The organism is Haliea sp. E17 (assembly GCF_048323675.1).
Taxonomy (GTDB): domain Bacteria; phylum Pseudomonadota; class Gammaproteobacteria; order Pseudomonadales; family Halieaceae; genus Mangrovimicrobium.
In genome coordinates, this window is the sequence record NZ_JBLWFK010000004.1 from 76,740 (window position 1) to 100,978 (window position 24,239).

The 24,239-nt window shown below is 60.2% G+C and carries 20 protein-coding genes; 7 read left to right on the forward strand and 13 right to left on the reverse strand.

What is annotated here, in order from left to right; translation table 11 throughout:
* The first annotated feature begins 15 nt into the window (after positions 1-15).
* Entirely contained in the window at positions 16-2,187 is a 2,172-nt protein-coding gene (locus tag ACNKU3_RS10865) for a malate synthase G (protein ID WP_418259488.1), read from the forward strand.
* Positions 2,188-2,247: 60 nt separating this feature from the next.
* Here ACNKU3_RS10865 and ACNKU3_RS10870 read toward each other — a convergent pair whose 3' ends face one another.
* The 6 genes from ACNKU3_RS10870 to ACNKU3_RS10895 form a co-directional block, all read right to left on the reverse strand.
* Positions 2,248-2,742 carry a pilin gene (locus ACNKU3_RS10870; RefSeq protein ID WP_418259489.1) on the reverse strand — a complete coding sequence of 165 codons (495 nt, stop codon included), beginning with the start codon at positions 2,740-2,742 and terminating at the stop codon, positions 2,248-2,250.
* 4 nt (positions 2,743-2,746) lie between these two features.
* The gene (locus tag ACNKU3_RS10875) at positions 2,747-3,235 is read right to left on the reverse strand and encodes a hypothetical protein (RefSeq protein ID WP_418259490.1); all 489 of its coding nucleotides are present in this window, start codon (positions 3,233-3,235) and stop codon (positions 2,747-2,749) included.
* A gap of 123 nt (positions 3,236-3,358) precedes the next feature.
* Positions 3,359-4,228: a glycosyltransferase family 2 protein gene (locus ACNKU3_RS10880; protein ID WP_418259491.1), complete on the reverse strand. Its 870-nt coding sequence runs from the start codon at positions 4,226-4,228 to the stop codon at positions 3,359-3,361.
* 3 nt (positions 4,229-4,231) lie between these two features.
* Entirely contained in the window at positions 4,232-6,130 is a 1,899-nt protein-coding gene (locus ACNKU3_RS10885; protein WP_418259492.1) for a hypothetical protein, read from the reverse strand.
* Entirely contained in the window at positions 6,127-8,061 is a 1,935-nt protein-coding gene (locus ACNKU3_RS10890) for a hypothetical protein (protein WP_418259493.1), read from the reverse strand. The genes ACNKU3_RS10885 and ACNKU3_RS10890 overlap by 4 nt, the downstream gene beginning before the upstream one ends.
* A 93-nt stretch (positions 8,062-8,154) precedes the next feature.
* Positions 8,155-8,652, reverse strand: a complete 498-nt coding sequence (locus ACNKU3_RS10895; RefSeq protein WP_418259494.1) for a pilin — start codon at positions 8,650-8,652, stop codon at positions 8,155-8,157.
* 481 nt (positions 8,653-9,133) lie between these two features.
* Here ACNKU3_RS10895 and pilB point away from each other — a divergent pair, with 481 nt between their 5' ends.
* The 6 genes from pilB (at position 9,134) to ACNKU3_RS10925 (ending at position 14,849) form a co-directional block, all read left to right on the forward strand.
* Positions 9,134-10,849, forward strand: coding sequence for a type IV-A pilus assembly ATPase PilB (gene pilB / locus ACNKU3_RS10900; protein WP_418259495.1), 1,716 nt, complete (start codon positions 9,134-9,136; stop codon positions 10,847-10,849).
* 54 nt (positions 10,850-10,903) lie between these two features.
* Positions 10,904-12,124 carry a type II secretion system F family protein gene (locus tag ACNKU3_RS10905; protein WP_418259496.1) on the forward strand — a complete coding sequence of 407 codons (1,221 nt, stop codon included), beginning with the start codon at positions 10,904-10,906 and terminating at the stop codon, positions 12,122-12,124.
* Between the two features lie 17 nt (positions 12,125-12,141).
* Positions 12,142-13,023: a prepilin peptidase gene (locus ACNKU3_RS10910; RefSeq protein ID WP_418259497.1), complete on the forward strand. Its 882-nt coding sequence runs from the start codon at positions 12,142-12,144 to the stop codon at positions 13,021-13,023.
* Between the two features lie 18 nt (positions 13,024-13,041).
* The gene (gene coaE, locus ACNKU3_RS10915; protein ID WP_418259498.1) at positions 13,042-13,635 is read left to right on the forward strand and encodes a dephospho-CoA kinase; all 594 of its coding nucleotides are present in this window, start codon (positions 13,042-13,044) and stop codon (positions 13,633-13,635) included.
* A 401-nt stretch (positions 13,636-14,036) separates the two neighbouring features.
* Positions 14,037-14,177: a class IIb bacteriocin, lactobin A/cerein 7B family gene (locus ACNKU3_RS10920; RefSeq protein WP_418259499.1), complete on the forward strand. Its 141-nt coding sequence runs from the start codon at positions 14,037-14,039 to the stop codon at positions 14,175-14,177.
* Positions 14,178-14,246: 69 nt separating this feature from the next.
* Positions 14,247-14,849, forward strand: coding sequence for a hypothetical protein (locus ACNKU3_RS10925; RefSeq protein ID WP_418259500.1), 603 nt, complete (start codon positions 14,247-14,249; stop codon positions 14,847-14,849).
* 178 nt (positions 14,850-15,027) lie between these two features.
* On the opposite strand, the gene mutT is transcribed toward ACNKU3_RS10925, so the two are convergent.
* From mutT to ftsA, 7 genes are all read right to left on the reverse strand, one after another.
* Positions 15,028-15,432, reverse strand: a complete 405-nt coding sequence (mutT, locus tag ACNKU3_RS10930; protein ID WP_418259501.1) for an 8-oxo-dGTP diphosphatase MutT — start codon at positions 15,430-15,432, stop codon at positions 15,028-15,030.
* A complete protein-coding gene (argJ, locus tag ACNKU3_RS10935) occupies positions 15,432-16,658 on the reverse strand; it encodes a bifunctional glutamate N-acetyltransferase/amino-acid acetyltransferase ArgJ (RefSeq protein WP_418259502.1) in 1,227 nt (408 codons plus the stop codon). The genes mutT and argJ overlap by 1 nt, the downstream gene beginning before the upstream one ends.
* Before the next feature lie 141 nt (positions 16,659-16,799).
* On the reverse strand, positions 16,800-19,550 hold the full coding sequence (secA, locus tag ACNKU3_RS10940; RefSeq protein ID WP_418259503.1) for a preprotein translocase subunit SecA: 2,751 nt from the start codon (positions 19,548-19,550) through the stop codon (positions 16,800-16,802).
* An 84-nt stretch (positions 19,551-19,634) separates the two neighbouring features.
* Entirely contained in the window at positions 19,635-20,573 is a 939-nt protein-coding gene (locus ACNKU3_RS10945) for a peptidoglycan DD-metalloendopeptidase family protein (RefSeq protein ID WP_418259504.1), read from the reverse strand.
* 199 nt (positions 20,574-20,772) lie between these two features.
* Complete coding sequence (gene lpxC, locus ACNKU3_RS10950) at positions 20,773-21,690, reverse strand: UDP-3-O-acyl-N-acetylglucosamine deacetylase (protein ID WP_418259505.1); 918 nt, start codon at positions 21,688-21,690, stop codon at positions 20,773-20,775.
* A gap of 72 nt (positions 21,691-21,762) precedes the next feature.
* Complete coding sequence (gene ftsZ / locus ACNKU3_RS10955; protein WP_418259506.1) at positions 21,763-22,923, reverse strand: cell division protein FtsZ; 1,161 nt, start codon at positions 22,921-22,923, stop codon at positions 21,763-21,765.
* A gap of 65 nt (positions 22,924-22,988) precedes the next feature.
* On the reverse strand, positions 22,989-24,227 hold the full coding sequence (ftsA, locus tag ACNKU3_RS10960) for a cell division protein FtsA (protein WP_418259507.1): 1,239 nt from the start codon (positions 24,225-24,227) through the stop codon (positions 22,989-22,991).
* Positions 24,228-24,239 lie beyond the last annotated feature (12 nt).

Consider the following 24,239-nt stretch of genomic DNA (forward strand, 5'->3'; position numbering starts at 1 on the left):
AACAGGACAGACAGCATGACCCAGCGCATCCAGCAGGGCGGCCTGCAGGTCGCCAGCGTACTCAACGAGCTGCTCGAGAAGGACATCGCACCCGGCACCGGCATCGCGCCGGCGGAATTCTGGCAGGCGCTGGAGGCCATCGTCACCGATTTCGCCCCGCGCAACCGCGCCCTGCTGGAGACCCGCGATCGGCTGCAGACGCAGATCGACGCATGGCACCGCGCCAATCCCGGCCCGGGTTACGACCGCGCCGCCTACAAGGCCTTCCTGCAGGAGATCGGATACCTGCTGCCCCAGGGCGAGGATTTCAGCATCACCACGGAAAATGTCGACCCGGAAGTGGCACAACTGGCAGGGCCGCAGCTGGTGGTGCCGGTGATGAACGCGCGCTACGCCCTGAATGCCGCCAACGCCCGCTGGGGCAGCCTGTACGATGCCCTCTACGGTACCGACGTCATCCCGGAGGACGGCGGCGCCACCCGCGCCGGCGCCTATAACCCGGTTCGCGGTGAGCAGGTCATCAGCTACGCGCGCCGTTTCCTCGACGAGCACTTCCCCCTGGCCATGGGCCAGCACGCGGATGCGGCTGCCTACCACATTGCCGACGGCCAACTCGCGGTAGAACTGAAGGGCGGCGAAAGCGCCAGCCTGGCCGATCCGGCACAGTTTGTCGGCTACAACGGCCCCGCCGACGCGCCGACCGCCGTCCTGCTGCGCCACAACGGCCTGCACGCGGAAATTGTCATCGACCACGCGCACCCGGTGGGTAAAACCGATGCCGCCGGGGTCGCCGATGTCATCCTGGAAGCGGCGCTGACCACCATCCAGGACTGCGAGGATTCGGTCGCCGCAGTCGATGCCGAAGACAAGGCGCTGGTTTACAGGAACTGGCTGGGCCTGATGCGCGGCGACCTCGCGGACAGCTTCCAGAAGGGCGGACAGACGCTGAGGCGTACGCTGAACCCCGACCGCGAATACAGCGCGGCGGGTGGCGGCAAGCTGGTACTGCCCGGCCGCAGCCTGTTGTTCGTACGCAATGTCGGTCACCTGATGACCAATGAGGCCATCCTCGACGCCGCGGGCGATGAGATCCCCGAGGGCATCATGGACGGGATGTTCACCGCCCTGATCGCCCTGCACGACCTGAACAAATCCACCGACCAGCCGCGCAACTCGCGCTGCGGCAGCGTGTACATCGTCAAACCGAAGATGCACGGCCCCGAGGAAGTCGCCTTCACCTGCGACCTGTTCGACCGCATCGAGGACGCCCTGGGGCTGGCCCGCCACACCCTGAAAGTCGGCATCATGGACGAGGAGCGGCGTACCACCGTCAACCTCAAGGCCTGTATCCGCGAGGCGCGGGAGCGCCTGGTGTTCATCAATACCGGCTTCCTCGACCGCACCGGCGACGAGATTCACACCAGCATGGAAGCAGGCGCCATGACGCCGAAGGGCGCCATGAAGCAGGAGGCCTGGATCAACGCCTACGAGGACGCCAACGTCGACGTGGGCCTGGCCTGCGGCCTGCCCGGCAGGGCGCAGATCGGCAAGGGCATGTGGGCCATGCCGGACATGATGGCGCAGATGATGCAAGCCAAGGTCGGCCACCCGCTGGCCGGCGCCACTACCGCCTGGGTACCCTCACCCACCGCGGCCACCCTGCACGCCATGCACTACCACCAGGTCGATGTCGCTGCGCGGCAGGAGGAACTACGCCAGCGCACGCTAGCATCCCTTGACGACATCCTGTCGATTCCGCTGAAAGGCGCCGCTGGCCTGGACGCTGCAGACATCCAGCGCGAGCTGGACAACAACGCCCAGGGCATCCTCGGCTACGTGGTGCGCTGGATCGACCAGGGCGTGGGTTGTTCCAAGGTACCGGACATCCACAATGTCGGCCTGATGGAAGACCGCGCCACCCTGCGGATTTCCAGCCAGCACCTCGCCAACTGGCTGCGCCACGGCGTGTGCAGCGAAGCCCAGGTGCGCGAGACCCTGGAACGCATGGCCGCCGTGGTCGACCAGCAGAACGCCGGCGATCCCGCCTACCGCAACATGGCGCCGGATTTCGATTCCAGTGTCGCTTTCCAGGCGGCCTGTGACCTGGTGTTCAAGGGGTGTGAGCAACCGAACGGGTATACCGAGCCGGTGCTGCATGCGCGGCGGCGGGAGGCCAAGCGGAGCTGATTTCTCACCGGGGTTGCCCAACACCAACAACAGCAGACACCCCGGCACTCCCCCAACTGATCAACTGCGGCAATTGGGCGGAATATACTGATTCTGAATCGGGTTGTCTGACGCCGGCTCACAGGTCCAGATGACATAATCCCCGGAGGTGTCGGGCACCAGTTGTAACTTGCGGCCATCGACAACCGTATTCGGGAGCTTGAAGGTCACCACGATGGTACCCGGTCGCGGCACCGTGGACAGGGTAAGCCGGCTGATGTAATCGTAACGGCTGTAATTGGCTGCATCCGGCAAGCCGGCCTGGGCGTTACTGGTCGGCATGTCGTAATTGGAATGGTAGTACTCCGAGACAGTGGTCTTGGCTTCCGCCACAAATACCATTCCTTCCCCGATTTTGGATCGCGTTACGTAGTCGAGATAGGCCGGGAGCGCGATTACCATCAGGATACTGACGATGGCGACAATCACCATCAGTTCCACCAGGGTAAATCCGGCCTGCGTGTCAGAACCTTTTCTGGAAGTAATGGCTGCCAGAACTACATTGTGCCTACGCATTGGCTCAGCCCTCCTGACGATTGGCCTGGTTTCCCGGCTCCGCCCCGGGGTCTCGCCAGGGACTCTCCGAGCTACCACCCGCTATGGATTCAGGATTTCCCCGCAGCCTTTCCAGCTCTGCCTGTAGCTTATCGAGACTCGCGTTGATCGCGGCCGCCTCGCTTTGAAATACATCCCGCTTGCGCAAGCGGATTCTGGCAGAGCGGTCGCCAGCTGCAAAAAGCTCGATTTCCCTCTGTATCACATATACCGGTCCAACTACCCGGTGACTGAGGCGTACACATGAATGCCAGACGGCGGCGATCAGTATGAGCTCCGCTATCCCGATAGCGGTGGTCATGCCCGAGGTAAACAGGGGCTCTTCCCGACCCGGTACCATGACAGCAACAAGAATGCCTATATTGACCGCCAGCACCATAATGCTGACAACCAGTAGCGCATACTGGAACTGCACCTTTTTATTGATTACGTACTGTCGCCGCCGATTTTCCATTGTTATGCTCTCCCGCACTCCCTGAGTGCACCCGGATAATGGTTAAGTGGTCACGGGAATCAGAGTCCCCGGCTGCCTATCGCCGGGCCCAGGCCACGGCGACGGATATTGACGCCCCTTTCGTTAATGTTCATCTTCCGCTTCCCGGTACTGCAGGTTCGTCAACTGCTCGGAAAGCAAGCCGATGAGGAATACCACCATGCCGGAAAGCATCAACAAGGTACTCATATTGGTAAAGCGGGCCCCGCCGGATACAAAACTGCTGATCAGGTAATTCAGCAGCCCCAGCCCGAACATCAGCACCGCGAGGGGAAAATATACCTTCAGCGGTGAATAGAGAGTGCCGATCTTGAAAATAATGAGGAAAAAGCGCACACCGTCACGCAACAGGTTGATATGGCTCTTGCCGATCCGTTCGGCCACCTTGATCGGGATAAAGCCGACCGAATAGCCGGCGCGAAAAAAGGCCATGGTCGATGTCGTGGGATAACTGAAACCATTGGGCAGCAAATAGAGAAAGTTCAGGAACCGGCTGCGCTTGACCGCACGGAAACCCGAGGTCAGGTCGTCAATACGCCGGTTGACCATCCAGCTGGCGAAACGGTTGTAGAAGGTATTGGCGCCCCAGCGTGCCATGCTGGCCTGCGAGGCGATGCCGCTGCGCGCACCGATCACCATGTCGTAACCGTTTTCCAGCTCCCCGATCAGGCGGGAAATGTCCGCGGGGTCATGCTGGCCATCCGCGTCCATGAACACGAGGTATTCGCCGGTTGCTGCCCTGGCTCCCGTCTTGATTGCGGCGCCGTTGCCCTTGGAATAGGGGTGGGGTACCACCATGACTCCATGTGCACGACAGACCTCGACCGTGGCGTCTTGCGAACCGTCGTCAACGACCAGTATTTCATTCTCTGGATACAGTTCGCGTAAACGCGGCAGTACGATTGCAAGCCCCTGTTCTTCATTTTTTGCGGGGATAACGATGCTGAAGTCCAATAGTTAACTCTCCGTGTACAGGGCCAGGGTCTCTTTTTGCCGGTTACTTAGCTTACCTGCATCAGCTTGCGATCGCAGCATTTCAATCAACTGCTGCGCCTCTTCGTCTTTTTGCAGCGTCCTCGCGAAATGCAACTGCATCAGCAATCCACGCGGGTTCCCGGGGGAAAGCGCAAGGAAACGCTCGGTGAAGGCGTAAGCCTCGGCGGGACGCCCCAGCGCGTTTTCCAGCGTTGCAAATACAGAGAACAGGTTACTGGCAGCCTTGTGCTCATAGTCCTGGACGAGATAGAGAACCTCAAGTCTTCGCGCAAGGTAAGTCCAGTCCATCCCCGGACAGACGTCGTCCTGCGCCAGTCGCACTACGGTCAGCATCGTGGTGAGGGAACTGATCGGCCTGTCGGGTGATTCCACACCTATCTGGTCGACAATAGCACGAATATCTGTCTCGCCGGCTATACAGCTGAGCGCTACGTCGCGCAAAAGCCGGTCTGAATCGCGCTCCACCCGGCTGTAACGGTGGGCGCGAAGGGAATATTCCCGAGCCCTGGGCGCATCGCGCAACTGCGCCATTTGTACTGCCATATCGGTATTCGCCCTGGCGGACTGCGGGTGCCCATTGAGCTGGGCCAGTATCAACAGCGGGTGACTGGACCAGATGGTGACCTGTGAAGAGGTAACCACAGCAAGCGCAATCACGGCAATCGCCAGCCATGCTGAAACTGCCCCTCCTATCTCCGGAAGCCGCCGAAGCGCTTCGGCAAGAAGGGCACCAACAACAATCAAAATGCCCACTGCCGGGAAGTAGTTGCGGTGTTCGAAGTAAAGTTCAAGTGGCCAGACCGTCGATTCCATGCTGTGGCCAATGGCAAACCAGGCGACGCCAAAAGCAACGTAGCGCCCCCAGGAGCGCTTCACCAGCCAGAAAAACAGCAGGCCCATCCACAGCAGAGCAATGAGCGAGGGCAGCGTAGTACTCGGCTCCAGCAAAGACCGGGAAATAACGATATCGTCGTGGTAGATACCCATGCGCCCGGGCTGGGGCCAGAACCACTGGCCGAGGTAATCCCAGAGTATCCGGCTCTGTGTCAGCAATCTCTCGACCAGGGAAAACGGCCTGAAGTGATAACTCGTTTCCAGCCAGCGCCAAAGCGCTACAAGCGCCACGACTACCACCAGGCCACCCGCCGTAATCAATCCATATACTGACCGAGCGAGCCAGGGCAGGCGTCTGCCCTGGGCGTCCTTGCAGCCAAACCAGAGCACTTCCATCACCAGCAATACAGGAACGAGCAACAGGCCATTTTCCTTGGAGAAAATCGCCAGCAGTAAACATACCGGCACAGCCAGGGCCCAGGCGAGCGCCTGCCAGGTACCGGACCTGGCCATCCGCGCCTTGCAATAGGCAATACAGCCGAGGAACATGAACGTCGCGGTGAGCATCGCCATGCGCTGCACGACGTACAAGGTGGTGCTTACCAACAGTGGATGCAGAACCCAGGCCAGGCCGAGCAGGATTCCCAGGGAACGGTGGGAGGGAAATCCGGCCTGCCGGAACAGTAACTGCAGCAGATAAATGACCAGAGCCCCGTTGAGCAGGTGCAGGAGGATATTTACCTGCTTCGAATGGCGAACTTCGTCTCCGAGAAGGATCCGCTCCAGGACGAAAGTGGACATCGACACTGCGCGACCGAACATGCCGGAGTTATCGCCCAGCACATAATCCAGCGCCCGCGAGGCGGTGTTTTCATCCAGTTCATCGATAACCCCGACACTGGAGCGGTCATCGAGCAGGATCGGGCCATCAATCCCCGGCCAGTAGATCCACAGCGCAATCAGCAGGCCCAAAATGACCCAAGCAATAGAGCCGAGCTGACCGACATTCCAGCGCGTGACTGTCATTGCGTAAACAGCCCCTTGATTTCCAGCAACCGCACCCGTAGGGTATCGGTCGCCATGTATTTTCCCAGGCGCTCATAAATCAGGCCCTGCTGTTGCGCGTCGTCCATTGCCACCATGAGGTCTCCGGCAACTGGTTCACAGCTGCTACCGGAAGAAGGACAACCGGCTTGCGTTACCTGCTCGCCTTCCCACCCCAGGTTGTGCGCCGCCGCGCGCAGGAGGGCATCACCGGGGTAGCGCCCGAGTAATTCTTCATACAAGGACAACAACCTCGATCGGTCTCCCTCCATCACTGGCAGGTCCGTAGTTGAGGCCAGGGCTTCCAGCGCGGTCCTGTCCGAGGCCTGCAGGCGCCGGTCCTGCGCCAGCACCTGCATTTTTCCGAGCCAGTCGGGGGGCTCCGGTATCGCGGAGAAATAGCGCCGATCCAGGCGATAGAGATAGACCATGGGGGCAAATTCCCGTGGGGCGAACTGGTGGCCGCGCTCAAAAAACGTCCGTGCGGCGACCACGTTATTACGCACCGCTGCCTCCGAACTCACCTGGCCACTGTACACCTGTTCCAGCAACACCTGTCCCGCGTAAAAATTGGCGCGAGCGGAATGCGGGTGATTGCGCACATCGGTCAGTGCCAGGCCCTCGGCACTCGCCCAATTGAGACTGCGCAGGCAGGTGACGCCGGCCAGCACCAGCACCAGAAGCCCCCCAGCCATGCGGAAATCACAGGGCGGAAAACGGCGTGACAACTGCATCAAGGCCACCGCTATCGCGAAGAACACGGCACAGGAAGGCAGGTAATTGCGAAATTCGTAGACCATCTCCAGCGCGATAAAACTGGATTCCATCGATTGCCCGACGAGAAAAAAAAGCAGCGCGAAGGCCAGAACGGGAAAACGCCGGCGTCCCAGCCAGGCAAGCAAGGCCAACAACAACCAGCCGATCAGGGCGAGCAGGGTTGTGTAGGGCTGGTACCATCCCATGGACACCTGAATATCGTCGTGGTGCAAACCGTAGGCGCGAATATCCGGCCACAGCAACCAGCCGACGTAGTGCCATAGAACACGCAACTGAGTCAGCAGGCGCTGCTCCAGGGTGAATTCCCGACCGGCATAACTCACTCCCAGTATCGCCGGGTCGATCAACAACACCAGGACGCACAACACCGCGGGCAAAACCAGCAGAATGGACGCAACCAATCGCAGGGGCGCCAGATTCCTGCCGCTCCACTCCCCACGGAAAAAACACACTTCGATTACCGGCAGCAGCCAGAACAGCAGCAGGCCATTTTCCTTGCTGAGGGCCGCCAGCAGGCCGCACAGTGCAATCCAGAGGCCAGCCGCCAATATCTCGCCCGCAGTCCCACCATATTCCGCCCAACGCACGCGATAGCGGACGAAAACGGCAAGGCCGAGCAGGACAAAAAAGGCCGAGAGCAGGGCCATGCGCTGTACCACATAGAGCACCGCGGAGACCTGCAGGGGATGGAGGGACCACAGCGCCGCCGCCAGGAGGGCCACCGCCTGTGACTGGCCCGGGGTAAAACCCAGGGTACGCATGGCCGGCGAGCGCAGGAGACCGACAGCCAGCCCATAAAGGGCGCAGGCGCAGCCGAAATGCAGCAGCAGATTGGTCGATTTAAAGGCGAAGGCATCGAATCCACCCGTCAGCACAAAATTGGCCGCGAAAGACAGCATGGCAAGGGGGCGGTGCAGGATGCCGGCGTGGGAACTCAGGGCCGCGACACGCCACTCATCGGACAGGCTACCGGTGATCTGTAGCTGCTGGTTTGCAGTGAGGTTGGGTACGTCGTCGAACAGGAAGGGGCCATCGAGACCCGGAAAATAGATGACAAGCAAACCCAGCGCGAGTGCAGCCAGCAGCAGGAATGATCGATTTGCCGGGCTGGGCTGATGGATGCGTGCAGGTGTCACCAGGGTAAAAATTCTTTCGTTGATTATGTTTGGCAAGAAAAAAGCCCGGCGCATGGCCGGGCTTTTAACCGCTTTTCAGCTAAGCAAACTCAATTAGCTGCGGCAATTTGAAGGCAGGTATTTGGTTGGGACTGTGCCTGCGGCGCCTGTTGCTGCAGTACCAGGCTTACACTGCCAAGTCATGGTACCGTCTGCGTTTGTAGTGCCTGACAGGCCGAAAGAATAGAGATCGCCTGAGTTGTCACCCCAAGTGCTGGCTTTAACCAGCGCATAAATAAACGCACCGCTGTTCGCTCCACCAGCAGTGGATACATCGATATTGTTGAGAATTTCGGAATTGCGTGTCGCAGTGTTCAAACCGAAAGTATCCGCGTCAGCTGCAGCCGGCCAATCAGCCAAAGCCGGGTTGGAGGCGTAGTATTCCGCGATAGTGGTTTTCGCTTCCGCCAGGGCCGCAGTCGGCTCAGACATTTTCGAGCGAACGATGTAGTCCTGATACGCCGGCAGTGCGATGGCCGCCAGAATGCCCACGATCGCGATTACGATCATCAGTTCGATCAGGGTAAAACCCTTTTGTACGTGCTTGTTCATAGTGTCCCTACTCCAGTAGTTGTTTTGCAAAGCGCGTCCGCAAGCGTCCGCGTCGCCTGGCAAAGTTGCCTGAGGGGTAGAGTGCAGGGAACGGGCCAACTCCGAGAAAAAAAGCCCATAAAAATATATCTAATTAAAATTCAATAGGTTAACTACATACATCCGAAAATACCGGTTCCGTCTGGACCCCTGAGCCGGAATTCTTCAAACGTCACCAACTGACAAAAAATGTCAATTGCTGCCGCCAACCGCAGGATTGAGCCATGATCAGGACCTTGTCGACATAACAACCGGGATGCCCGTACCCACACGGCAAATCCTGCCAGCGCGCAGCACACCCGACCCACCTCACAAAAACACGAGTTTTCCGCAATCTCTTTGGCCCAGAGCCTATGCCCCTATGCTATGCAATGTTTATACTGTGGCGAATCAGGAAGTTACGGACCACAACTCATATTCCCCTGAATCCGGGGTGGGGCAGATGAACGATAAAGGCATAGGACAACTCAGCGGTCTCGCCGGCCGGCTTGTCGCCGAGGGCCTGATATCCTCCGAGGCGGCGGTAGAAGCACAGCGCGAGGCCTCCATGCAGCGCGTGCCCTTTGTCACCTGGCTGGTGGAAAAGTGTGGGGTGGACAGCCTGCGCCTGGCCGCCGTGGCCTCCCAGGAATTCGGCGTCCCGCAGTTCGACATCAGCAGTTTCGACATGGCCACCATGCCCGTGGGGCTGGTCAATCCGGATCTCGTCGTCAAGCACCACGCCATTCCCCTGTACCGCCGGGGCAACCGCCTGTTTATTGCTGTATCCGACCCCACCAACCTGGCCGCGCTGGACGAGATCAAGTTTCACACCGGGGTCAACACCGACGCGGTACTGGTCGAAGAGAACGCCCTCGCCCGGCTGATCCACAAATGGGTGGAAGCCCAGGATACCCTCGGCGATGGCCTCAAGGACCTCGACCAGGAAGAACTGGAAGGCATCGACGTCGGCGGATTAGACCGGGACGATGGCGACGACAGCAGCGACGCGATCGACGAGACCCCGATCGTACGCTTCGTCAACAAGGTGCTCATCGACGCCATCCGCCAAGGCGCGTCCGATATTCACTTCGAGCCCTACGAACACGACTACCGGGTTCGCTTCCGCACCGACGGCGTGTTACGCGAGGTGGTGAAGCCGCCGCGCAACCTTTCCAGCCGCCTCTCGGCCCGCCTCAAGGTAATGTCGCAGATGGATATTTCCGAGCGCCGCATTCCCCAGGACGGTCGTATCCAGATGAAGCTCTCCCGCAACCGGGCAATCGACTTCCGTGTGAACACCCTGCCCACCCTGTTCGGCGAGAAAATCGTGCTGCGTATCCTCGATCCGACCAGCGCGCAGATGGGTATCGACGCCCTCGGCTACGAGGAAGACCAGAAGGCGATGTACCTGAGGACCCTGAACCAGCCCCAGGGCATGATCCTGGTAACCGGTCCAACGGGTTCCGGTAAGACCGTATCGCTCTACACCGGCCTCAACATCCTGAATACCGCCGAGCGCAATATCTCCACTGCGGAGGACCCGGTGGAAATTAACCTCACCGGCATCAACCAGGTACACGTGAACCCGAAGGTGGGCCTGAATTTCGCCGAGGCCCTGCGCTCCTTCCTGCGCCAGGACCCGGACGTCATCATGGTGGGCGAGATACGCGACCTCGAAACTGCGGAAATCGCGATCAAGGCCGCCCAGACCGGTCACCTTGTACTGTCCACCCTGCACACCAACAGTGCGGCGGAAACCGTGACCCGCCTGCTGAATATGGGCGTCCCCGCCTTCAACGTGGCCAGTTCCGTCGACCTGATTATCGCCCAGCGTCTCGCCCGACGCCTGTGCAAGGAGTGCTCGGAGCCCGCGGACATACCCCACGACATCCTGCTCAAGGAAGGCTTTACCGATGAACTGCTGGAGGGCGCAAACATCCGCAAGGCAGTGGGCTGCAACGCTTGCATCGATGGCTACAAGGGCCGGGTAGGCATTTACGAAGTGGTGCGTATCACCCCGAAAATCTCCACCCTGATCATGGAAGAGGGCAATTCGCTGGAAATCCAGAAAGCTGCCACCGAAGAGGGCTTCAACACCCTGCGCCAGTCAGCGCTTCTCAAGGTGGCCCGGGGCATGACTTCCCTGGAAGAGGCGAACCGGATTACCGTGGATTAAAACTAACAAAAGCAAGCAGTATTAAAGGGACAGCAGACAGGGGTTCAGGCAGGTATGGCAACGGCAACCGGCAACGATGTATTCACATGGAGCGGCACCGACAAGAACGGCCGCGCCTCCAAGGGAGAGATTTCCGCCTCCAGCAGCTCCATGGCCAAGGCGCAGCTGCGCCGCCAGGGCATCGTGCCCAAAAGTGTCAAGAAAAAGCCCAAGCCCCTGTTCGGCTCCGGCCAGGGCAAGCCGATCAAGCCCGCAGATATCGCCATCTTCACCCGCCAGCTCGCCACGATGATGAAAGCCGGTGTTCCTCTGGTACAGAGTTTCGAAATCGTGGTGGACGGGCTGGAAAAACCGCGCATGCGCGAGATGGTCAACAACATCAAGAACGACGTTTCCGCGGGTAACGGTCTCGCCCCGTCCCTGGCCAAGTACCCTCGGCACTTCGACGATCTTTTCTGTTCCCTGGTGGCCTCCGGTGAGGACTCGGGTACTCTCGAGGTCATGCTCGACCGGGTGGCCACCTACAAGGAAAAGACCGAGGCGCTGAAAGCCAAGATCAGGAAGGCCATGACCTACCCACTGGCGGTTATCGCGGTCGCAGTTATCGTGACCCTTATCCTGCTCCTCAAAGTAATCCCGGTGTTCGCAGAAACCTTCCAGAGCTTTGGTTCAGACCTGCCCGCATTCACCAAGTTTGTCATGAGTATTTCGGAGTTTGTCCAGGAATGGTGGCTGATCGGCCTTATTGGAGCCGCCGCTATGGTCTTCGCCTTTCGCGAGGCCAAGATTCGTTCAGTGCGCTTTGCCGAGTGGCTGGATCAACTCTACCTGAAAATGCCCATCGTCGGTGACATCGTCCACGATGCGGTGGTAGCGCGTTTTTCACGCACGCTCTCCACCACCTTTGCCGCCGGTGTGCCACTGGTGAACGCCCTGGACTCCACCGCCGGGGCTGCCGGTAACTCGGTCTACGCCAAGGCCATCCGGCAGATCCGCGATGACGTTACCACTGGCTCCACCCTGTATAGCTCCATCAAGACCACCGGCCTGTTCCCGCACATGCTGCTGCAGATGGTATCCATCGGTGAAGAATCCGGCGCCCTTGACGAGATGCTGGGCAAGGTGGCGGACCACTACGAACAGGCCGTGGATGACGCGGTGGACAACCTGAGCTCACTGCTGGAACCGATGATCATGTCGATCCTTGGGGTTCTGGTGGGTGGCCTGATGATCGCCATGTACCTGCCAATCTTCATGCTGGGTTCGGTAATCTAAGGAATCTTCCCGGCGCTGTGACACAACCCGCTACTATCGACGCCCTGGGCCAACAATTCTGGTTGTTGGCCATCGCCCTCCTCGCCTTCGGCCTGGTAGTCGGCAGCTTCCTCAACGTGGTGATCTACCGCTTGCCACTGATGCTGGAAGCCCGCTGGCGCCGGGATTGCTGCGAGCTTCTGGAACTGCCCGCGGAAAAGCAGGAGCGACCGCTATCCCTGGTGACTCCCAATTCCCACTGCCCCCATTGCCTGGCACCGGTCAAGCCCTGGCAAAATGTTCCGGTCATCAGCTACCTGTTCCTGCGCGGCCGCTGCGCCAACTGCGGCGTGGCCATCTCGCCGCGCTATCCGCTGGTGGAACTGGCTACCGGCCTGCTGACCCTGGCCCTGGCCTGGCAATTCGACGTCGACCTGGCCCTGCTGGGTGCCATGTTGCTGACCTGGGCGCTGGTGACACTGAGCATGATCGACTTCGACACCCAGCTGCTGCCCGACGACATCACCCTGCCGCTGGTGTGGCTGGGACTGGCTTTCAACCTCAACGGCACCTTCGTCAGCCTGCACGACGCCGTCATCGGCGCGATGGCCGGCTACCTGCTGCTGTGGAGCGTGTTCTGGGCATTCAAAATACTCACCGGCAAAGAAGGCATGGGCTACGGAGACTTCAAATTACTCGCTGCGCTGGGCGCGTGGCTCGGCTGGCAGTCGCTGCCCTTGATCATTCTCCTGTCATCACTGGTCGGCGCCGCTGTCGGAGTAGTCCTGATACTGCTGCGCCGCCGGGGCAAGGACGTGCCCATCCCCTTCGGACCCTACCTGGCTGCAGCAGGCTGGATAGCGCTGCTGTGGGGAGAGGAAATCATCCACGCCTACCTGCGCTCCTCGGGGCTGGCCTGACATGTGCCGCGGCTTGCAATGAGCCTGGTCGTCGGCGTCACCGGCGGTATCGGCAGCGGCAAATCCGCACTGACCGACTACCTGGAACAGCAGGGCATCACCGTGGTCGACGCAGACAAGGTCGCCCGGCTGGTTGTGGAGCCTGGCACCCCGGCCCTGCGCGCGATCAGTGAACGACACGGTAGCGGCATCCTGCTCGCCAATGGCAGCCTGGACCGCGCCGCCCTGCGGCGTATCGTGTTCAGCGATCCACAGGAACGACTCTGGCTGGAGCAGCTGACCCACCCGCTGATCGGCGAGGAGATCAAACGCCAACTCACCGCCTCAAAATCCCCCTACACCGTGCTCAGTTCGCCCCTCCTGCTGGAAGGCGAACAGGTAGCAATGACCGACCAGGTGGTCGTGGTGGACGTGCCGGTGGAAGTTCAGGTGGCGCGCACGATGCAGCGCGACAACAATGACGAAGACCAGGTGCGGCGCATTATCGCCGCGCAAATGCCCCGCGAGGAACGGCTCGCCCGGGCGGATTTTGTGGTCGACAACAGCGGCACGCTGGAACAGTTGCAGGAACACGCCGCGGCATTACACCGGCGACTTCTGGCATTGGCCTGACCGTTAGCAAGGTGGGAGCACGAGCATGCCGTCCCGCCGCGAAGCCCAGCCCAGCCCAGACCCAGGGTATCGTGACACCCAGCCGATCCATGCAGCGAACGTATTTAATGGAAAGCAAACATGGATTGTGGGCGTCCACACACCTATCCTGATAATCAAGTCACCGGCAGGATAACCGGCCGAAGGGACCCTGAATCAGCTGCACAAGAGCAAACTGATCCGGGATACAGCCCGACCAATAGCACGAGGTAATCCGGGCCTTATTGCCTGAATGGTCTGACGGGTCTGTCCCAACTCCCAACAGGGTGGCTCAACGACTGGTGACAAGCGAATCTGCAGGAACGCAGATAAAACTGGCGGGCACACCGCCAACTTTCAAATGACATTCGGGAGAGATAGTCATGCAAGAACTTACCAACTATGAAATTGAGCAGGTAAACGGCGGGATTATCCCTGTCATCGCAGCAATTGTAGCGACAGATGCTGCCTTGATTGGAACAATGTTCACCATGATTTCGGTATTCAAAGACACATCCAAGTAACTCTATGTTCAAAAGGAGGTTCGGAAGCAAAAGGGCTTTCGAACCTCCATCTCACCGACGGATGTTTCTATGCAAGCAAAAAAATTTGTTGGACTTTGCCTCTCTTCACTGCTTCTGCTCGCAGCTGGAGATTTGATTACAACATACATCGCACTGACGACCATAGATTCAGCTGTGGAATTGAATCCAGCATTGAATAAAGGGATAACATTCCTCTCTTTCCACTATGCCTTAGCAGTGCTATTCCTGGGGTCAATTATCTACGCCGGCGTCGCGACAAAATATTCAACACCGGAACACTGGAGCAAGCGACTAGCTGGAAATTTTCTTATGGCAATATTTTTCTCCTGCCTGGCGATTAATCTCTTGGCAGTGGTCAACAATTCCATGGTGATTATGGGTATAATAAGCCCGGTACAGTTAGGCATGGAAGCGACGTTCCCCGCAGAAGTGATTCGGCCCGAAACCCTAGGATATATGTACATCCTCCTGAAAGCGGCACTGTTTTTAACGCTTTTCTTTCCTACATTTATAGCACTACAGTTCAAGCTCTTTCGTGTACAAAAATTTGAACTGGTGGGCGGAGATGCGCTGTTCCTGAATGGTGCATTATTTACAGCTCTTGCCTTGGCTTTCACTTATGTTTGCTCGTCGGCAATCTCAATTACATAAGAATAGCACTACCGAAATGCAAGCAACTTGCCGCAGACTACAATTCCGCTTAGAGCCAATTTGTAGAGAGAATATGCCGGGGAGACGCCAGCAATCTTGCAATCACCAACAGTATTGAAGCTCTGGGAAGGGAGAATTTCGCATAGTCCAGAGAAGCGAGAACTGCGCGTGTAAATCTTTACGCGGTTAAGCCCCATCTGGCTTGCACGACCCGCACAATAGGCACATTGGCAGCCGGAAAATCATAATCGTCCAACCCCGCCACCTGCACCCAGCGCATGGGCTGTCCTTCCTGGGGAACCGGCTCACCGCTAAACGCGGTCACCACGTGCACATCGAGCAAAACCTGCTTGTCACCATAGTCGTGGTGAATTTCGATCAGCGGTTCCGTCGCCACGGGATCGATACCCAGTTCCTCCAGCAACTCGCGGGCCAGCGCTTCCAGCACTGGCTCGCCTGCCTCCACCTTGCCGCCGGGGAACTCCCAGAGCCCGCCCTGGTGGGCGTCATCGGCCCGGCGGGTCAGCAGGATGTTGTTTGCGCCGTCGAGTACCACCCCGACGGCTACATGCACTTGCGCCATCAGGTGCGGTACTCGGCGTTGATCTTCACATAGTCGTAGGAGAAGTCGGTGGTCCAGACCGTAGCCTGCGCGTCACCGCGTCCCAGTTCGATGCGGATAGTGATCTCCTCCGGCGCCATGGCGGCCACACCCTGCTCCTCGGTATAGGAGGCAGCGCGGCAACCGTTTTCGGCAATCAGCACCTCATTGAGGAACACACCCACGCGATTGACGTCGAGATCCTCGAGGCCGGCGCGGCCGATCGCCGCCAGCAGTCTCCCCCAGTTGGGGTCGGAGGCGAACAGGGCCGTTTTCACCAGCGGTGAATGGGCGATGGTGAAGGCCACGTCCAGGCACTCCTGCTCGCTGCGCCCGCCGCGTACGTCCACTGCGACGAACTTGCTGGCGCCTTCACCGTCCCGCACCAGGCCCTGGGCCAGGCCCACGCAGACCGCTTCAATGGCCTCGTACAGCGCCTGGTACAGGCCGGAATCGCGGTTCGCCAACTCGTCATTGCCTGCGGCACCTGTGGCCACCAGTACACAGGCATCGTTGGTGGAGGTATCGCCGTCTACCGTGATGCGGTTGAAGGACAGGTCCGCCGCCCGGGAAAGCATTTCCTGCAACAAGGACTGGTCGACCCGGGCATCCGTGGCGAGATAGCCGAGCATGGTGGCCATATTCGGGCGGATCATGCCCGCGCCCTTGGCGATGCCGGTCACCACGTAGTCCCTGCCCTCACAGGTAAACTGCACGGACAGGCCCTTGGGACGGGTATCGGTGGTCATGATGCCGCTGGCGGCCGCGGTCCAGCCATCGCTGTCGAGTGCAGCCACTGCGTCGGGCAGGGCCGCGAGGATCTTGTCCACTGGCAGCGGCTCGCCGATGACACCGGTGGAAAATGGCAGGACCGATGTGGCCGCAACCCCGGTAGCCTCCGCCACCGCGTCGCAGCAACGCCGTGCGTCCGCCATGCCGCGGGGTCCGGTGCCGGCGTTGGCGTTGCCGGTGTTAACCAGCAGGTAGCGCGCCCCGCCGGCGCTGCTGGCGAGATGCTCGCGGGCAACGGTCACCGGCGCCGCGCAAAATGCGTTGCGGGTAAATACCGCCGCGGCGCGTGAGCCAGGAGCAAGCTCAAACAGCACCAGGTCCTTGCGCCCGGGCTTCTTGATGCCGGCAGAAACCGTAGAAATTTTCACGCCAGGTACCGGCAACAGTACCGGCAATTGATCCGCTCCCACCGCCATTGGATGGCCTCCTCACTGGGTTTGTCTGGAAATACTAGCAAAACTGCCGGTTACGCAAGTAACCGGCAGTGGCGAATGATAATGGAGTGGCTCGCGGTGGGCGAGCAGAACCGCAAGCGCGGTTTAGTCAGGGTCGGCTGGTCACAGCTGGCCGTGGCACTGCTTGAATTTCTTGCCGCTGCCGCAGGGACAGGGGTCGTTGCGGCCGACCTTGGGTTCCTCGCGAATATAAGTCTCCGGGCGCAGGGCCTGTTCGGAATCGAGTCCCGGGGGAGCCTGGGCCTGAGCCGCTTCCTGTTGCGGCGCCATGCCGGTGGCTTCGGCGTGCTGGAAGGCGAGCTTTTCGCGCTCCGCCGCCTCCCGGCGGCGCTGTTCGATCAGCTCGGACTCGTCCGGCCGGGCAATCTGGACGTGGCTGAGGAAGCGGATCACCTCGGTTTTCAGGTTCTCCAGCAACTGCTGGAACAGCTCGAAGGACTCGCGCTTGTATTCCTGCTTGGGGTTCTTCTGGGCGTAGGCGCGCAGGTGAATACCCTGGCGCAGGTGATCCATGGTGGCGAGGTGCTCTTTCCACAGGGTGTCCAGCACCTGCAGCATGATCTGCTTTTCGACCTTGCGCATGTCCGGACCGACCATCTCGCACTTGGCGTCGTAGGCCTTCTGGATCTCGGCTACGATACGTTCGCGCAGGGATTCCTCGTGCAGGCTCTTGTCCTCTTCCAGCCACTGCTGCAGGGGCAGCGTGATGGCGAATTCCGACTCCAGCAACTTCTCCAGTCCGGGAACGTTCCACTGCTCTTCCACGCTCATCGGCGGAATGTAGCCGTTGATCGCCTCGTTCACCACGTCCGCGCGGATAATGGTGATAGTCTCTGAAATATCGTCCTCGGTGAGCAGTTCATCGCGCTGGTTGTAGATGACCTGGCGCTGGTCGTTGGCCACGTCGTCATATTCCAGCAGCTGTTTGCGGATATCGAAGTTGCGCCCTTCAACCTTGCGCTGGGCTTTCTCGATGGCATTGGTCACCATGCGGTGCTCGATGGCCTCACCCTTCTCCATACCCAGCGACTGCATGATTTTCTTCACCCGGTCCGAGGCGAAGATGCGCATCAGGTTGTCTTCCAGCGACAGGTAGAAACGGGATACGCCCGGGTCGCCCTGGCGACCGGCGCGGCCACGCAGCTGGTTGTCGATACGCCGGGATTCGTGGCGCTCGGTGCCGAGGATATGCAGGCCGCCGGCATCCAGCACCTGCTGGTGGCGCAGTTCCCAGGCGGCGCGGAGTTCCGCGCGACGCTCGTCGCTGATCTCCCCGGCCGCGGCAATCTCCGCCTCGAGGTTGCCGCCGAGGACGATGTCGGTACCGCGGCCGGCCATATTGGTGGCCACTGTGACCACGCCGGGACGACCCGCCTGGGCGATGATCTCCGCCTCCTGCTCGTGATACTTGGCGTTGAGCACCTTGTGCTCGATTTTCGACTTGCGGAAGCGCGCTGAAAGCTCCTCGGAAGTTTCCACCGAGGCGGTGCCCACCAGCACCGGAGCCCCGTTTGCGATACAGGACTTCACGTCCTCGACGATGGCGTCGAATTTCTCGTCGCGGGAGAGGTACACGAGGTCGTTGAGGTCCTTGCGCACCATCGGCTTGTTGGTGGGAATTGCCAGCACTTCCAGGCCGTAAATCTGCCGCAGTTCGAACGCTTCGGTGTCGGCGGTACCGGTCATCCCGGAGAGTTTGGCGTAGAGGCGGAAATAATTCTGGAAGGTGGTGGAAGCCAGGGTCTGGCTCTCGCTCTGGATGGCTACGCCCTCCTTCGCCTCGATCGCCTGGTGCAGGCCCTCGGAGAGGCGCCGCCCGGGCATGGTGCGTCCGGTGTGCTCGTCGATCAACACCACCTGGCTATCCTGCACGATGTATTCCACATCGCGGTGGAACAGTACGTGGGCACGCAGCCCGGAATGCACGTGGTGCAGGAGATTGAGATTGGTGGGTGCGTAGAGGCTCTCCCCTTCCTGCAGCAGGCCCTCGCGGATCAGCAACTCCTCGATGAATTCGTGGCCCGCCTCGGTCATCTCCACCTGGCGGTGCTTTTCGTCCACGGTGAAATGGCCGGGCTGCTCTGCCATGCCCTCATCGGACTCGACCTGCAGTTTCAGTGAGGGGATCAGCTTGTTGATGGCTTTGTAGAGCTCCGAACTGTCCTCGGATGCTCCGGAGATGATCAACGGCGTGCGCGCCTCGTCGATCAGGATGGAGTCCACCTCGTCGACGATGGCGAACGCCAGTTCACCCTGCGCGCGGTCGGCGAGACTGAAAGCCATGTTGTCGCGCAGGTAGTCGAAACCGAACTCGTTGTTGGTGCCGTAGATGATATCCGCGGCGTAGGCTTCGCGCTTCTGCTGGGGGTGCTGGCCGGAGCGGATCACGCCGACCCGCATGCCGAGGAATTCATACAGCGGCTGCATCCAGGCCGCGTCGCGGCTGGCGAGGTAGTCGTTGACCGTCACCTGGTGCACGCCGCGACCGGTCAGGGCGTTCAGGTAGGCGGGCAGCGTGGCGACGAGGGTCTTGCCCTCACCGGTCTTCATTTCCGCGATCTTGCCCTCGTGCAGGGCGATACCACCGATCAGCTGCACGTCGAAATGGCGCATGCCGAGCACCCGCTTGCCGGCCTCGCGCACCACCGCAAACGCTTCGGGCAGCAGGGCATCGAGGCTTTCACCGGCCTCCAGGCGCTGGCGGAACTCGCCGGTTTTGGCCGACAGGGCCTCATCGGACAGGGCGCCGATGTCCTCGCCCAGGGCGTTGATCTGTTTTACCACCTTGCCAATTCGTTTCAGCTCACGGTCATTGCGCGTGCCGAAGATCATTTTCAGTGTTTTTTCAATCATTTGAATTCAGGCTTTACTGGATGCGTGTATACCCGCCAGACCGGAGGACGGGCGGGGGCATTGTAATCGGAATGGCGGTGGAAATCAGCGGTAGGTGCGCCGCACGTAACTCGCGGGGTCGACCGAGCGACCGTTCTTGTAGACTTCGAAATGCACATGGGAACCGGTCGAACGCCCGGTGGAGCCCATCTTGGCGATCACTTCGCCCTTGCGCACCAGGTCGCCCGGGTTGACCAGGGTTTCCTTGTTGTGACCGTAGCGGGTAACGAAACCGTCTTCGTGGGTAATTTCCACCAGGTTGCCATAGCCGGACTTGTCGCCGGCCCAGGTCACCACACCACCGGCGACGGCCAGGATATTGCTGCCGGGCTTGCCCGCAAAATCGATTCCATTATGGAATGCAGGCTTGCCGTTGAAGGGGTCGGTGCGCCGCCCGTAATAGGAGGAAATCCAGCCTTTTTCTACCGGACGACCGGAAACCACCGCCTGCTCATCGAGCTTGCGGTTGGTCAGCAGGCTTTCAAGGATATCGAGTTGTTGTTCGCGGTCGGAGAGGCGGGCCTGGAAGAGGCCGAGTTCGGAGAGTAGGTCTGAGGTGTTGTATTCAACATTGAATTCGCCACCTATCGGACCGCCCACCCCCGCGGGCTGGCTGAAGTCGAATTCACCGTCCTCCAGTCCCGCCATCGCGGTGAGATGTTCACCCAGGGCGTCGAGTCGTGTCAGCCTGGCCTGCAGTTCGGCGAAATTCACTGTCAGGGCCTGGATCTGGCTTTCGGCCTGGGCCTTCAGTGACGCCAGTTCCGCGTTCTGCTGCTCCAGGTCGTCCTGCATGCCCTCGAGGGCTTCACTGTGCAGGTTGTCCACCGCGTTCTGCTGGCCCAGCAGGAACCCACCACCCGCTATTCCCAGGGGCAACCCGAGACAACACAGGGAGAGCAGTGCACGGGACCAGCGCCCCAATTCAACCGATCGAACGGAGCGAGAGCCCCCGTGCTTGCGGCTGACGAAAACTACTTTCATTCACGCGGACACGAGGTGAGTCGGCCGCTACTATGCCATAGAAGCCAAGCAAACACCATGCCTGACGAACCTGGATTGTGAAATGCTGCACATTGGCCCGGCGGCAGCCCAGAGACCGCCGCCGCGCCTGGCGGGCGCGGAGCAAAGTTGCGGGGACGGGCGGACTCATCGCCAGCCCGCCCCGGAGCGTTCGCTGGCCTCAGGCCGCGACGAGTGGCGGCAACGCCCAGCCCGCAGAGACCGGGTCAGCCGTATCTTCGAAGGTCACGATCTCCCAGGCATCGGGCTGCGCCAGCAGGGCGCGCACCGAGGCATTGTTGAGGGCGTGGCCGGCCTTGTAGGCACGGTATTCTCCGATCAGGTTGTGGCCGAGCATGTACAGGTCGCCAACCGCGTCGAGCACCTTGTGGCGCACGAACTCGTCGTCGTAACGCAGGCCTTCCTCGTTGAGGATACGGTACTCGTCTACCACGATGGCGTTGTCCACACTGCCGCCGCGGGCGAGGCCGCGGCTGCGCAGGGCTTCAATCTCGTGCATGAAGCCGAAGGTGCGCGCCCGACTCACCTCCTTGATGAAGGATTCGGGAGTGAAGTCCACGTCGACATGCGGGGAGCGATCGCGAAAAACCGGGTGGTCAAAATCTATGGTGAACGAGACCTTGAAGCCGTCGTAGGGGAGGAAACTGGCTACTGCGTCGCCGCTCTCCACCGTGACCTTGCGCTTGACCCGGATAAATTTTTTCGCGGCGTTCTGCTCCACCACACCAGCGGACTGGATGAGAAACACGAACGGACCGGCACTGCCGTCCATGATCGGCACTTCCGGCGCACTCACATCGACGTAGGCATTGTCAATACCGAGGCCGGCAAAAGCCGCCATCAGGTGCTCGACGGTCGAAATCCGCTGGTCACCTGCACCCAAGCCGGTGGACAGCACGGTGTCGCTTACGCCGTGTGCCCGCGCAGGGAATTCCACCACCGGCTTGAGATCAACCCGGCGGAAAACGATACCTGTATCGGCAGGCGCGGGCGCAAGCGTCAGGTAGACCTTCTCGCCCGTATGCAGGCCGACACCCGTCGTCCTGATCGCATTTTTCAGTGTTCGCTGTCGAATCATTGTCACTCCAACCGTATCCGTTTCGCGCCGCGCGGATACGGTGGGTGACGGGACTTCCCGTACTTCCTTCCGTTAATCCGCCTGGCGGCGCAGGAACGCAGGAATATCGAAATACTCCTCGTCCGTTTGTGCGATCGCTGCCGCGTGGCTTGCACTGCGCTGCCTGCGCTGAATTGCGGGGCGATCCAGTTCCGCGTAATCGGGCTCACTTTCAGGTGTAGTTGCGGGAGCTGGCTTGGGCGCGGTGTCGACCACCTGCAGGGTGGACCGTGCGGCTTGGGTGCCAAGCCCGGTAGCAACTACCGTGACCTTGAGCTCATCGGTCATCTCTGGTTCGATAACCGTACCAACCACAACTGTCGCTTCGTCGGATGCAAATTCCTCGATGGTGTCGCCCACTTCGGCAAATTCGCCGAGTGCGAGATCGAGGCCGGCGGTGATATTAACCAGAATTCCGCGTGCACCCTGTAAATCAATGTCGTCCAGGAGGGGGCTGTTTATAGCTCGTTCGGCGGCTTCGCGGGCGCGATTCTCGCCGCGCGCACTGCCCGTTCCCATCATCGCCATACCCATCTCGGACATCACGGTCCGTACATCGGCAAAATCGACGTTGATCATACCGGGCCGGATGATCAGGTCGGCGATCCCCTGAACTGCGCCCAACAATACATCATTTGCCTCCTTGAAGGCATCGATAAGGCTGGTATTTTTGCCCAGAACTTCCAGTAATTTTTCATTGGGAATAGTTATCAAAGAATCGACATGCTGCTGCAGTTCGTCGATGCCTTCGAGGGCAATTTTCAGGCGTTTTTTGCCTTCGAAGGGAAATGGGCGAGTGACTACTGCAACCGTCAGGATACCCAGCTCGCGCGCCACTTCCGCGACGACTGGCGCACCGCCGGTACCGGTACCGCCACCCATGCCCGCAGTGATGAATACCATATCGGCGCCGCGCAGGGATTCGGCAATCCGCTCGCGATCTTCGAGTGCCGCAGCGCGGCCAATTTCCGGGTTGGCGCCAGCGCCGAGCCCCTTGGTGATGTCGCTGCCCAGTTGCAGCACAGTCTTCGATGAAATGTCCGACAGCGCCTGGGCGTCGGTGTTCGCGCAGATGAAATCCACACCCTCGACATGGCAGTCGATCATGTGTTTCACCGCGTTGCCACCGCCACCGCCGACCCCGATGACCTTGATTACCGCATTGGATGGAACGTTATCTATCAGTTCAAACATGGTCTTGCTCCCCTTTCCTCGTTTGCCGTTGTGACACGGCGATTGATTTCGTAATTTGCTTGTTGTTAAAAATTGCTGGCCAGCCAGGTCCTGACCCGGCTCAGCCAGTTTTCACCGGGTACCGCCGCCCGTGTGGGTGCGGCCCCCATCTGCTCGCTGTGATCCATGCCGTACAGCAACAAACCCACACCGGTGGCGTAGATCGGGTTGCGCACGATGTCGTTAAGCCCCTGAACCGTTTGCGGATAGCCCACCCGCACCGGCATGTGGAAAATTTCCTCGGCCAGTTCCACCACGCCTTCCATTTTCGAGGTACCGCCGGTCAGTACGATGCCCGCGGGCACCATGTCCTCGTAACCGGAGCGGCGCAGTTCCGCCTGCACCAGGGTAAAGAGCTCGTCGTAACGCGGCTCCACAACCTCCGCCAGTGACTGCCGCGACAGGTCCCGCGGCGGACGGTCGCCGACGCTGGGCACCTTGATGGTTTCGTTCTCGCCGGCGAGCTGGGTAAGCGCGCAGGCATACTTGATCTTGATCTCCTCGGCGTGCTGGGTCGGCGTGCGCAGCGCCATCGCGATATCGTTGGTTACCTGGTCGCCGGCAATCGGGATGACGCCGGTGTGGCGTATCGAACCCTCGGTAAAAATCGCGATATCCGTAGTGCCGCCGCCGATATCCACGAGGCAAACGCCGAGCTCGCGTTCGTCCTCGGTGAGCACGGAATAGCTGGAGGCGAGCTGTTCGAGAATGATCTCCTCCACCTCCAGGCCGCAGCGCCGGATGCATTTTTCGATATTCTGTGCCGCGTTCACCGCGCAGGTGACCAGGTGCACCTTGGCCTCCAGGCGCACCCCGGACATGCCCATCGGCTCCTTGATGCCCTCCTGGTTATCGATCACGTATTCCTGGGGCAGGATGTGCAGCACTTTCTGGTCGGCGGGAATCGCCACCGCCTGGGCGGCGTCGATCACCCGTTCGAGGTCCGCGGAAAACACCTCCTTGTCCTTGATCGCCACGATGCCGTGGGAGTTCAGGCTGCGAATGTGGCTGCCGGCGATACCCGCATAGACCGAGTGAATCTGGCAGCCGGCCATCAGCTCCGCCTCCTCGATGGCGCGCTGGATGGATTGCACGGTAGATTCAATATTGACCACCACGCCTTTTTTCATGCCCTTGGAGGGGTGGGAGCCGATGCCGACAACCTCGACTTTGCCGTCCGCGCCAATCTCGCCGACAATCGCCACCACCTTCGACGTTCCGATGTCGAGGCCGACTATCATTCGTTTTTCCTGCGCGCTGCCCATGGCAGTCTCTCC